The sequence below is a fragment of the Xanthomonas phaseoli pv. dieffenbachiae genome (assembly GCF_008639345.1).
Lineage (GTDB): Bacteria > Pseudomonadota > Gammaproteobacteria > Xanthomonadales > Xanthomonadaceae > Xanthomonas > Xanthomonas phaseoli.
This window is the reverse complement of record NZ_CP041380.1, coordinates 1,542,188-1,554,464: the sequence shown is the minus strand read 5'-3', so window position 1 is coordinate 1,554,464 and position 12,277 is coordinate 1,542,188. Positions and strand designations below refer to the sequence as shown.

General features: G+C 65.0%; 9 protein-coding genes and 1 tRNA gene. 4 read left to right on the top strand and 6 right to left on the bottom strand.

What is annotated here, in order from left to right:
• Positions 1-5: 5 nt before the first annotated feature.
• Positions 6-1,586 carry a POT-type proton-dependent oligopeptide transporter gene (locus FLG15_RS07145; RefSeq protein ID WP_370512614.1) on the bottom strand — a complete coding sequence of 527 codons (1,581 nt, stop codon included), beginning with the start codon at positions 1,584-1,586 and terminating at the stop codon, positions 6-8.
• Positions 1,587-1,930: 344 nt separating this feature from the next.
• Here FLG15_RS07145 and FLG15_RS07140 point away from each other — a divergent pair, with 344 nt between their 5' ends.
• The 3 genes from FLG15_RS07140 (at position 1,931) to FLG15_RS07130 (ending at position 6,303) form a co-directional block, all read left to right on the top strand.
• Positions 1,931-3,700, top strand: coding sequence for a M14 family metallopeptidase (locus tag FLG15_RS07140; RefSeq protein ID WP_150145754.1), 1,770 nt, complete (start codon positions 1,931-1,933; stop codon positions 3,698-3,700).
• 179 nt (positions 3,701-3,879) lie between these two features.
• Positions 3,880-6,069, top strand: a complete 2,190-nt coding sequence (locus tag FLG15_RS07135) for a beta-glucosidase family protein (protein ID WP_057678310.1) — start codon at positions 3,880-3,882, stop codon at positions 6,067-6,069.
• A 147-nt stretch (positions 6,070-6,216) separates the two neighbouring features.
• A tRNA-Leu gene (locus tag FLG15_RS07130) sits at positions 6,217-6,303 on the top strand.
• A 130-nt stretch (positions 6,304-6,433) separates the two neighbouring features.
• On the opposite strand, the gene FLG15_RS07125 is transcribed toward FLG15_RS07130, so the two are convergent.
• Together FLG15_RS07125 and FLG15_RS07120 are read right to left on the bottom strand one after the other, a co-directional pair.
• A complete protein-coding gene (locus FLG15_RS07125) occupies positions 6,434-6,820 on the bottom strand; it encodes an STY0301 family protein (protein ID WP_370512613.1) in 387 nt (128 codons plus the stop codon).
• A gap of 188 nt (positions 6,821-7,008) precedes the next feature.
• A complete protein-coding gene (locus FLG15_RS07120; protein ID WP_057678308.1) occupies positions 7,009-7,395 on the bottom strand; it encodes a hypothetical protein in 387 nt (128 codons plus the stop codon).
• Positions 7,396-7,749: 354 nt separating this feature from the next.
• Between FLG15_RS07120 and FLG15_RS23355 the strand changes: the two genes are divergently transcribed.
• The gene (locus tag FLG15_RS23355; RefSeq protein ID WP_158011221.1) at positions 7,750-7,950 is read left to right on the top strand and encodes a hypothetical protein; all 201 of its coding nucleotides are present in this window, start codon (positions 7,750-7,752) and stop codon (positions 7,948-7,950) included.
• 32 nt (positions 7,951-7,982) lie between these two features.
• On the opposite strand, the gene FLG15_RS07115 is transcribed toward FLG15_RS23355, so the two are convergent.
• Genes FLG15_RS07115 through FLG15_RS07105 form a run of 3 tightly spaced genes read right to left on the bottom strand, consistent with a single transcriptional unit; the run spans position 7,983 to position 12,264 of the window.
• Positions 7,983-9,563 (bottom strand): DHA2 family efflux MFS transporter permease subunit, encoded by a 1,581-nt coding sequence (locus FLG15_RS07115; protein WP_017155715.1) that lies wholly within the window; start codon positions 9,561-9,563, stop codon positions 7,983-7,985.
• A 6-nt stretch (positions 9,564-9,569) separates the two neighbouring features.
• Positions 9,570-10,763 (bottom strand): HlyD family secretion protein, encoded by a 1,194-nt coding sequence (locus FLG15_RS07110; RefSeq protein WP_057678307.1) that lies wholly within the window; start codon positions 10,761-10,763, stop codon positions 9,570-9,572.
• Between the two features lie 10 nt (positions 10,764-10,773).
• The gene (locus FLG15_RS07105) at positions 10,774-12,264 is read right to left on the bottom strand and encodes an AdeC/AdeK/OprM family multidrug efflux complex outer membrane factor (protein WP_057678306.1); all 1,491 of its coding nucleotides are present in this window, start codon (positions 12,262-12,264) and stop codon (positions 10,774-10,776) included.
• Positions 12,265-12,277: the final 13 nt, after the last annotated feature.

The window sequence follows — 12,277 nt, the reverse complement described above, 5'->3', positions numbered from 1 at the left end:
AGACCTCAGGCAGTACGGTAATTGTCGACCATGCGATACCGGCGTGCGTACAAGCCGAAGGCAAGTGCCGCCAGGAACGCGAAGGCCGCGAAGAAGAACATCAAGAAGGCCGCTTCGCTGAGCCCAGTATCGGCGATATGCGCAGTCACCGTCGCGTTGCGCACCGCCAGGTTCGACAGCAGCACCCATAGATTGCCGACGGTGGTGGTGAGATACCAGAAACTCATCACCACCCCCTTCATCGACGGCGGCGCCTGGCTGTAGGCGAACTCGATACCGGTGGCCGACACCAGCACCTCGCCGAAGGTGAGCAGTGCGTACGGCAGGATCTGCCAGGCGATGTGCATCGGCTCGCCACCGTCCATCACCATCTGGATCGCGCCTACCGCAATCCAGGCCACGCCACTGAAGGCGATGCCGCTGGTCATGCGGCGTAACGGGGTGGGCTCCCAGCCGCCACGTCGCAGCAGCGGGTACAGCACCAGGTTGTTGAAGGGGATCAGCAGCATCACCAGCAGCGGATTGAGCGCCTGCATCTGCGAGGCGGTGAACCAGGCCGGCATGGTCATCTCGCGCCCCTGCAGCACCCAGGTCGAGGCCTTCTGGTCGAACAACGAAAAGAACGGCGTCACCAGCGCGAAGATCACCAACACCCGCAACAGCGCACGCACGCCTTCCACCGCAACATCCGGATGGGTGCCCCGCGCGCGTTCCAGCTGCCACCAGGTCCCGCCGCCGATCCCGGCCAGCAACAGCACCAGCGCAATGCACAGGCACACCACGATGCCCAATTGCTCGACCAGCGCGAAGCCGGCCAGCGCCAGCAACACCGAGACGACCGCCAGCATCAGGCCCGGACGCCCCTGCCCGGGCACGTGCGTCAATAACGCCGTACGCACCACCGCGCCGAACCCATGCGGGTCCTTCGGCGGCAGCGGCACCAAGACATAGCGCTTGCGCCCAAGCCAGAACACCAGCGTGGCCACGAACATCAGGATGCCCGGGATGCCGAATGCCCAGGCCGGGCCAAGATTCTTCAGCGCCAGCGGAATCAGCAGCGAGGCGAACAGCGAGCCGAAGTTGATGATCCAGTAGAAGGCGTCGAACACCACCTTGGCCAGGTGCTTGTTGGACTGGTCGAACTGATCGCCCATGAACGAGGCCACCAGCGGCTTGATGCCACCTGCGCCCAGCGCGATCAGGCCCAGACCCAGAAAAAACCCGTCGCGGCTGCCTTCAAACAGCGCAAGGCAGGCGTGCCCGGCGCAATACACCAGGCTGAACCACAGGATGGTGTTGTACTTGCCGAAAAAGCGGTCGGCCAGCCAACCGCCCAGCAACGGGAAGAAATACACCCCGATCATGAAACTGTGCAGGATGTGCTTGGCCTCGGCTTCGCGCCCCGGCCCGCTGATTTCCTGCAGCAACAGCGAGGTGATCAGGAACTGCACCAGGATGTTGCGCATGCCGTAGAAGCTGAAACGCTCGCAGGCCTCGTTGCCGATGATGAAAGGAATCTGGCGCGGCAGCCGCGCGCCGGCAGAAGCGCCTGGCGAGATGGAGGTGGTCAAAGGCAGTCCGGTCATGCTGAAAACAGGCCCTATCGTACCGGCGCCCGACCGCCGGCCGCCATTGCCGCCCGAACATGCCGGACGCAGGCGCTGGGCGGACGCGGCTGGCGGACCTCACCTTGGCGCGACCGGTGTCGTCCAGGTCGGCCGAAAACACCATGGCGCCAAACGTCGCACGGCAGCCGCATTGCCTGCGTCTACCTCGAATGTCGCCCACCCGGTCAACGGAAAGCCGCCACGCGTGCAGGTGAAGCCCGCGCTTGGCACCGGTCACAGCAGGACCATGACGCAGTGCAGATTGGCCTTGCACACCGGCTCGGCTACATTGCAAACGTTTTCCTGGAACACTGGACCGCTGGATGCCCCGCTTCACTCGCCTGGCCCTGAGCCTGTTACTGCTGACTTCCGCCCCCGCCGCACTGGCTGCCGCGCCGCTGACTACCCAGGCAGAGCGCAGCGGTTTCATCCAGACCGGCCGCTACGACGAAGTCATTGCACTGTGCGATGCATTTGCGCAGCGCTACCCGCAGGCGGTGCGTTGCATCCAGTTCGGTACCACGCCCGAGGGCAGGCCGATGAAGGCCTTGATCGCCTCCACCAGCGGCGCGCTCGACGCGCAATCGGCAGCGCAACGCAAGCTGCCGGTGGTCTTGGTCCAGGGCGGCATCCATGCCGGCGAGATCGATGGCAAGGATGCGGGCTTTCTTGCTCTGCGCGAGTTGCTCGACGGCAAGGCCGGCCACGGCGTGCTGGACAAGTTGGTGTGGGTGTTCGTGCCGGTATTCAACGTCGATGGGCATGAGCGCTTCGGTGCCTGGAACCGCCCCAACCAGCGCGGCCCCGAGCAGATGGGCTGGCGCACCACCGCGCAGAACCTCAATCTCAACCGCGATTACGTCAAGGCTGACGCGCCGGAAATGCAGGCCATGCTGCAACTGGTGCAGCAATGGGACCCGCTGATGTATGTAGACCTGCACGTCACCGACGGCGCCAAGTTCGAGCACGACGTCTCGGTGCAGGTGGAACCGGCGCATGCCGGCGATGCGAGCTTGCAGCGCGATGGCACACGCTGGCGCGACGCAGTGCTTGCCGATTTGAAGAGACAGGGCTCGTTGCCGCTGCCGTACTACCCGTCCTTCGTGCACGAAGACGACCCCAGTTCCGGCTTTGCCGATGATGTGTCGCCGCCACGCTTTTCGCATGGCTATTTCCTGCTACGCAACCGCTTCGGCATGTTGGTAGAAACGCATTCGTGGAAGGATTACCCCACGCGCGTGCGGATCACCCGCAACGCCATCGTCTCGGTGTTGCAGCAGGCCGCACGCCATGGCACCCAGTGGCGCGCCGATGCACTGGCGGCCGATCAGCGCGCCACGCGCTTGGCCGGCACGACCGAACCGTTGAGCTTCGCTGCGGGCCCAGACGCACGCACCGTGGCGTTTCGTGGCTACGCGTATACGCGCACACCGTCGCCGATTTCCGGCGCGCTGATGACGCGCTACGACGAAAGCAAGCCCCAAGTCTGGAAGGTGCCGCTGCGCGACCAGATCAAGCCCGATGTGGTGGTGGATGCGCCGCGCGGCGGCTACCTGGTCCCGGCTGCGCAAGCAGCCTTGGTGGGCGAAAAACTGCGCCTGCATGGCATCCAGTTCACGACCATCGGCAATGCGGCGCAGCGGCCGGTGCAAACCTTCCGCGCCGACGCGGTCAAGTTCGCGGCACGCTCCAACGAAAGCCATCAGACAGTCGAACTCAGCGGGCAATGGCGCGATGAAAGCCGCGATGTGCCGGCTGGCTCGCTGTTCGTGCCGATCGCCCAATCCAAGGCGCGCCTGGTGATGGCGATCCTGGAACCGCAGGCGCCGGATTCGCTGCTGCAGTGGGGCTTTTTCAATACCGCGTTCGAGCGCAAGGAATACATGGAAGCCTACGTCGCCGAAGACGTCGCGCGCGACATGCTCGCCAACGATGCCGCGTTGAAGGCGCAGTTCGAACAGCGCATCGCCAGCGATCCGGACTTTTCCAACAACCCGCAGGCGCGGCTGGAATTCTTTGCCAAGCGCCACGCATCGTGGGATGAGCGCTACCAGCTCTACCCGATCCTGCGCACCGCGCAGACCGACTTCTAACCGCCTGCGGATTCTGCACGCGTCGGCGCGGCATCACCGCGCCTTTCCGATTTGGGCACCTCGGTGCCCCTCGTATGTGTTTTGACCCAGTACCACAAGGATATCCCGTGCCACAGCTCGATATGAAACCGTTTACATCCCGTCATCACCGTCCACGGCCCCTGGTCCTGGCGGTCGTGATGGGCTTGGGCAGCGCCCTGGCCGCGCCGCTGGCCGTTGCGCAAGGCGCGCCATCTTCGCAGCCGTGGATGGACACTGCATTGACCCCGGACCAGCGCGCCGACCGCCTGCTGGCGCAGATGAGCGAGGATGAAAAATTCCAGATGCTGCGCAGCTATTTCGGCCTGGGCACCGACAAGATTCCCAAGCCCGAAGGCGCGCTCGGTTCGGCCGGCTACGTTCCCGGTATTGCGCGCCTGGGCATTCCCGCCCAGCAACTGGCCGATGCCGGCGTCGGCGTGACCAACCCCGGCGGCATCCGCAAGGGCGACTACGCCACCGCGATGCCCTCGGGGCCGTCGACCGCATCGAGCTGGAACCGGCAACTGGCGTATACCGGCGGCAAGACCATGGGCCGCGAATCCTGGCAGCAGGGCTTCAACGTGTTGCTCGCCGGCAGCGTCAACCTTCAGCGCGACCCGCGTAATGGGCGCAACTTCGAATACGCCGGTGAAGACCCGTTGCTGGCCGGCACCATGGTCGGCGAATCGATTCGCGGCGTGCAAAGCGAACATGTGCTGTCCACGATGAAGCACTTCGCACTCAACGATATGGAAACAAGGCGCAACTTTCATAGCGCGCAGATCGGCGAGCAGGCGATGCACGAATCGGACCTGCTGGCCTTCGAGATTGCACTGAAGATCGGCGACCCGGCCTCGGTGATGTGTTCGTACAACAAGATCAACGGCATCTATGGTTGCGAGCACGATTACCTGCTCAACCAGGTGCTCAAGCAGGAATGGAAATACCCCGGTTACGTGATGTCCGATTGGGGCGGCGTGCATAGCGGTTCCAAGGCGGCATTGGCCGGGCTGGATCAACAATCGGCCGGCGAAGTGTTCGACGCGGCGGTGTTTTTCGATACCCCGTTGCGCATGGCGGTGTCTGCCGGCGTGGTGCCGCGCGCGCGCTTGGACGACATGGTCAGGCGCGTGTTGCGTAGCCTGTTCGCACATGGCGCTTTCGATCACCCCACTCAGCGTCAGTCCATCGACGGCAAGGCCGGTCTGTTGGCTGCGCAACATGTGGCCGAAGAAGGCAGCGTGTTGCTGCGTAACGAGCAGGCCACATTGCCGTTGTCCAAAGACGTGCGTCGCATTGCCGTGATCGGCGGCTACGCCGACAAGGGCGTGATGTCCGGCGGCGGCTCCTCGCGCGTGGACTACACCATCAACGGCGGCAACGCGGTACCGGGCATCACGCCGACCACCTGGCCCGGCCCGGTGATCATCCATCCGTCCTCGCCGCTGCAGGCACTGCGTGCGGCATTGCCGAACGTGCAGATCGATTACGTGGACGGCAAGGACCGCAATGCGGCCGCACGCGTCGCCAAGGCCGCCGATGTGGCGATCGTGTTCGCCACCCAGTGGGCGGCCGAATCGGTGGATCTGCCGGACATGCGCTTGCCCGACAACCAGGACGCGTTGATCGACGCGGTGGCCAAAGCCAACCCGAAGACCGCCGTGGTGCTGGAAACCAACGGACCGGTGCGCATGCCGTGGGCCGAACGCGTGCCGGCGGTGTTGCAGGCGTGGTATCCGGGCATCGGTGGCGGTGAGGCGATCGCCAACCTGCTGACCGGCGCGGTGAATCCTTCCGGCCACCTGCCGGTGACCTGGCCGGTGGACGAATCGCAGCTGCCGCGTCCGTCGATTCCGGGGCTGGGCTTCAAGCCGGCCAAGCCGGGCGAAGACACCATCGACTACGCCATCGAAGGCGCCAACGTCGGCTACAAGTGGTTCGCCGCGCGCAAGCTGACACCACGCTACCCGTTCGGCCATGGCCTGTCGTACACGCAGTTCCGCATGGGCGGGCTGCAGGTGGAGGCACGCGGCAGCCAGCTCACCGCCAGCTTCGAGGTGGAAAACACCGGCCCGCGCGAAGGCGCCGCCGTGCCGCAGCTCTACATCACCCTGCCCGACGGCCACGCCACCCCGCTGCGCCTGATCGGCTGGCAGAAACTCACGCTAAAGCCTGGCGAAAAACGCAGCGTGCAGGTCGTCGCAGAGCCCAGGACCTTGGCCGATTTCGATGCCAAGGCACGTCGCTGGACGATTGCCGCGGGCACGTACCACGTGCAGCTGGCGCGCTCGGCGAGCGAGCCGGTGCAAACTGCCCAGGTCACGCTGCAGGCGGCACAGTTGCCGTGAGCGCACGTGGCGCATGCAGCAATGCATGCGCCACGTGCGCCGGCATCGGGCCGGTTCGGTTGCCGTGCCGCGTACGGGGCGACAAAAAAAATGTGCCGGGTGCGTTGACAGCTTCGCGCCCAGCTTGCACAATTCGCTCCCTGAGTCGCCCAGGTGGCGGAATTGGTAGACGCACTAGCTTCAGGTGCTAGCGGGGGCAACTTCGTGGAGGTTCGAGTCCTCTCCTGGGCACCACGACTCACGGTAGATCGTAAAAAACCTCGCTTCGGCGGGGTTTTCTGCGTTTGGGCGATGTGCAAGACAGGCAGCGCGATGCGCTGGTCGACAGTACGCCCCCGCCTGCTCAACTATCCGGTCGGGCGCGCTACTGGCAGTCGAAGGATGCACTCCGCTCGGCTTCGGGCATGGGGTCGCTGCGCAAGGTGCCTGTGCAGATGCGTGCGGTATCGCTGATGCGCAGGGACACCTGCACTGCCTCACCGTACGCGCAAACCACATAGATGCCGTGCGGGTCTGCATCATCGAAACGCCAGACCCAGTGCGCCAAGCCACGCGGCTGCGCTGCTTCCGCGTTGCGCGGCACCAGGGCGGCACGCTCGCGGGGGTGGCCCGAATACACGCCAATCGACGATAACCGCAGCGCCTGGTGCGGATCGACGCCGAGCTGCGCGCCCAACGGCAGGTCCGGGCTCTGCAAGGTGCCATCGGTGATGTGCAAGGCTGCCGGGCACTGCAATGTGGGTGTGGCCAAGGCAGGCAACGCAAGCACCGGTGCGAGAAGCACCGCTAGGCACTGCAATGATCTGACGAACGACGCCCCTGCCATGATCGCAAACCCCTGATGTGCAACTGCACCGGACGAAGCGGCAATGTTGCCGAGTTTTGAAACCGGACCGTGCTGCAGACCTGGCCACGCAGGCCTGCAGCGCGTTGCGTTGCCTAGTTGCTGCCGGCCATCTGCTCAAGATAATCGGTCAGATAATGCTCGGGATTGATCTGCTCCGAGACACCGGCGTCATAGCCGACACGCGCCGGCTTCGCCGCACCTGGCAGGTACAACTCGCCACCACCTTCGTCGAGGATCAGCAGCACGTACGGACGGCCTTTCAGCTGAACCGTGTAGCGGGTGTCCTTTTGCGTAGCGGCCGTTGTTGCCAGCAGGATCTTGTCGTCGATCTCGCTGTCGGCACCGGTTACCTCCACCAGCGCCTGATTTTTTTCGCGCGGGCCGTAGCGCAAGGTCGACACCTTGACGCCATCGTTTGAGCTATACGCCTTGGCCTGCTTGGCCACCTCCGGACGTACGGCCGCAGCCTGCGTCTGCACAACGGCAGCGAGGGCAAGAAGTGGGATGAGCAATGCCGTCGCACAGACGCGACGCCATGAGGATCGAAACATCATCGAAGCTTCCTTGTGTGATGAAAAACGCAGACCGCATGCCCGCGCACGACGCCGCGCGTGGCCCTCTCGAAAAAACAGAGCCGCGCTTGGCAGCGACGCATGCTACCCCAACCCTTGCGAGAGCGCCTGGCACCTCACCTGCGCAAGCGGCCCATCGCGCGCGCCTGAAAGCGGCCTCACGCGGCCAATCAATATTGGATCCGGCCGTATTGACGACCCGCTCAAGTTGGATCGGCAGCCGCGGCGTCTTCGGTGCATCGTGCATTGGCACATGCCCGCATGTCGCCATCGGCCGGTGAGTGCAGCGGTGTGGCCGGTTCGTCGATACGTGTGGAAAGACAGCGTACTGTCGAACCGCTTGCTCACCGAAAACGCAGCAACGCGTTGCGCTGGCGTCACCGGCTGCTTGGTGTCCAGATCGGCAAGCCGCTCGACGCCGCGAAAGAGCCCCTTGCCGCTGTACACCACGACACCGCCTGACCGACGATGCCGTAACGCCCTGGATAGTGGGCTCAGTGCCCGCCAGCTGCCGCCGCACTTCCGGCCCCGGCACCGAACGGCGGTTTTGCCAGCCACAGGAAGAAGATGATCGCCAGGAACGTCCATCCAAGCAGATAGAAGATGTCGTTGAAACCCATCTGCGAGGCCTGGTGGTTGATCATGTTATTGAGCGATGCCGCACCGCGTTGCAGGTCGCCCTGCCCCATCGCGGTCACCTGCTCCTGCATGCCGGGCGTGTACACCGAAATGTGCTCGGTAATGTGCGCGTGGTGCACCTGGGTACGGCGTGCCCACAGATACGTGGTCAACGATGCGGCAAAGCTACCGCCCAGCGTGCGCAGGAAGGTGGCCAGGCCCGAACCAGCCGCGATCTCGCGGCCATCCAGATCCGACAACAGGATCTGCAACACCGGCATGAAGAACAACGCCACGCCCACGCCCATCACCAACTGGATCGTGGCCACATGGCCGAAGTCCACCTGCAGGTTGAAATTGGAGCGGAAGAAGCTGGTGAACGACATGAAGATAAAGGCGATGGTGGCCAGCATGCGCAGGTCGAAGCGCAGCGCGTATTTGCCTACGAACGGCGTCATCAGCACCGGCAGGATGCCGATCGGCGCGGTGGCAAGGCCGGCCCAGATCGCGGTATAGCCCATATCGCGCTGCAGCCATTGCGGGATCAGCAGGCTCACGCTGAAGAACGCCGCATACGCCACCACCATCGCCAAGGTACCGGCGCGGAAATTGCGATGCCGGAACAACTTGAGATCGACGATGGGATCCTTGTCCGTCAACTCCCAGATCACGAACACCACCAACGCCACTGCCGCGATGCAGGCCAGCACAACGATCTTGTCCGAAGAGAACCAGTCTTCGTCATTGCCCAGATCCAGCACCAGCTGCAGTGCGCCCACGCCAACCACCAGCAGGATCAGGCCGATGTAATCCATGCGCGGCTTTTCGAGCTGTTCGGGACGATGCCGCAACTGCGAACCGACGATGCTGCTGGCGATGATGCCCAACGGCACGTTGATCAGGAAGATCCATTCCCAGCTGTAGTTGTCGGTGATCCAACCGCCGAGAATCGGCCCGGCGATCGGCGCCACCACGGTAATCATCGCCAGCAACGCCAGCGCCTGCCCGCGTTTTTCGCGCGGATAGATCGACACTAGCAGACTCTGGGTGATGGGATACATCGGGCCGGCAACAAATCCTTGCAGCGCGCGCGCCACCACCAGCATCCCCATGCTCTGCGCAAGACCGCACAGCAGCGAGGCGATGGTGAACGCCAGCGTGGACCACACGAACAACTTGGTTTCGCCAAACCGGCGACTCAACCAACCGGTCAGCGGCAGCGCAATGGCAGTACTGACCGCGAACGAGGTGATCACCCAGGTGGCCTGCTGCGAGCTGGCGCCGAGGTTGCCGGCGATGGTCGGCAGCGAGACGTTGGCGATGGTGGTGTCCAGCACCTGCATGAACGAGGCCATGGCCAGGCCCACGGTGCACAACGCCACGCTGGCCGGGCGAAATCCGGCGGCCGGCGCCGGTGCCGCCGGGCCGCCGGGCGCGGTGGGAGCTTGCGAAGACATGGTGGCTTAGCCCGCCTTGCTGGCAGCCTGCGAGGGCAGGTTGTCCTGGATGATGCGTTGGATGTCGGCGTCGGCAGCCTTGAGCTGCTGCGCATACACGTCAGTGGAAAATACCGCGCCGTTGGCGACCTTGGTCGGCAGCACGCTGCCCTGCTGATCGTGCAGGTTCACATCGACCTTCATCGACAGGCCAATCCGCAGCGGATTGCTGGCCAGCTGCTTGGCATCCACTGCAATGCGGACCGGCACGCGCTGCACGATCTTGATCCAGTTGCCGCTGGCGTTCTGCGCCGGCAACAGCGAGAACGCGCTGCCGGTCCCCAGGCCAAGGCTCTCGATGCGACCGGTGTAATCCACGCCACCGCCGTACAGATCAGAATGCAGTTCCACCTCCTGGCCCAGGCGCATGTGCTTGAGCTGGGTTTCCTTGAAATTAGCTTCCACCCACACCTGCTCCAGCGGCACCACCGCCATCAACACACTGCCCGGCTGCACACGCTGACCAACCTGCGCCGAGCGCCGTGCGACATACCCGGACACCGGCGCCACCACGCCGGTGCGCGCATGATTCAAATACGCCTGACGCAGTTGTGCGGCGGCGGTCTGCACGTCCGGCTGGTTGGCCACCGCACTGTCGTCCACCAATGCACGGTTACGCTCCAAGCTCTCGCGCGAGCCGCTCACGGCCGCTTCGGCGGCGGCCAGTTCGTCGCGGGCATGCGCCAGTTCTTCATTGGAGATGGCGCCAGTGGCGGCCAGGTCCTTGCGCCGTGCAAAGTCCGAGCGCGCACTGCGCAGCGTGACTTCGCGTGCGGACAACTCGGCTTGCGCACCTTCCACGGTGCGATACAGACCGCGCACCTGACGCACGGTCTTGGCCAGGTTGGCTTCGGCCTGCTGCAAGGCGACCTCGGTATCGGCCGGATCCAGCTGCACCAGCAACTGGCCGCGCTCCACACGCATGCCGTCTTCGGCGCCGATGCTGACCACGGTACCGCCCACCATCGGGGTGATCTGCACCTGGTTGCCCTGCACATACGCGTCGTCGGTGTCTTCGTGCCAACGGCCGACCAGCAAGTACCACACCACCAGGCCGATGATCGCCAGGATCACCACGATGGCCACGATACGCAGCGCAGCGCGGCGCTTGCTGGGCGCAGCCGGTGCGGGTTGAGGAGAAGTTGAAGTCGTCTGGCTCATCGTCGATGTCTCAGGAATTCGGTTGTGCGGAAGTGGGCGCGGTGTGGGCGGTGTCGCGTGAGGGCTGCGGCGTGAATCCGCCGCCCAGCGCACGCTGCAACCTCACCGAGGCCAGAAGTTGTTGCGACTGCAGCCCGGCCATACGTTGGCGTGCGACGAGCAACTGCTCTTGCACGCTGAGCACTTCCAGATAGCTGCCGATGCCGGCGCGGTAACGCTGCTGGGCCAGCTCGAAGGCGGCCGTGGCGGTCTGCACGGCATCGTTCTGCGCTTGTGCGCGTTGCTCCAGCGAACGCACGGCGGTGACCTGGTCGGCCACTTCGCGCAGCGCCGCGATCACTTTCTGGTTGTAGTCAGCCACGGCCAGGTCGTATTGCGCATCGCTGCCGGCCAGGTTGGCGCGCAGCTTGCCGCCGTCGAAGATCGGCAGGCTGAGCGCCGGCGCAACCAGACCGAACACCGAGCCGCTTTCCAGCAGCTTGCCCACATCCGGATTGATCACACCGCCCAATGCGGTGAGGTTGAGGCTGGGATAGAAGCGGGTCTTGGCGACTGCGATGTCCTTGTCGGCCGCCTCCACGCGCCAACGCGCCGCCACCACGTCCGGGCGACGACCCAGCAGGTCGGCCGGCAGCATGCTCGGCAACTGCGTGGCGATGCCCGCAGCGAGTGCAGGACGGGCGATGTCCAGACCGCGATCCGGGCCCTGCCCGAGCAAGGCTGCCAATGCGGTGCGGGCTTCGTCGATCTGCTGCTGCGCCGATTGCAGCTGCTGTTGCGCGGCCGGCACCCGCGCTTGCGCCTGGCGCACCTGCAATTCGCTGTCGATGCCGGCGCTGCGGCGTTGCCGGGTCAGCTCCAGGGTCTTCTGCGCACGGCTCAATTCGTCGTTGGCCAGGTCGTGCAGGCTCCACGCGTACGCGAGCTGCGCATAGCCTTCGGCAATCGCCGACGACAGGTTCAATCGTGCCGCCTGCGCATCCACTTCGGCCGCATGCGCCTGGTCCACTGCCGCTTCCCACGCGCTGCGCTTGCCACCCCACAGATCGATGCCGTAGCGGAAATCCAGCACGACCTGCGCGCTGCCGCCGTAGCTGCCGCCGAGCTCTTCGCCGACCATGGATTCAGGCAGTTGCAGGCCGGTGTAGCCGCCGGACACCGAGAGGCTGGGGCCGCGTTCGGCCTGTGCACTGCCGATACGCGCCTGCGCCTGCTGCAGGCGCGCATCCGCCGCAGCGAGGCTGGGGCTGTGCTGCAGGCCTTCGGCGATCAGCGCGTCCAGCTGCGCATCGCCCAGCGCGCGCCACCAGTCGCTGGCCGGCCACGCGGCCGGACTCAGCGCGGTTTGCTGCGCCAGGGTGCGCTCTGCATGCAGCGTGCCGGGATCCAGCACGGCGCCCTGCGGATTCAGGCCACGGCTGCTGGCGCAGGCGGCCAACGCCAGTGCCAGGGCGGTGATAACGAGCGGCTGCGCCAGGCGCATCGAGCGCGGGCGCAGCATCTGGGTCGGGGAA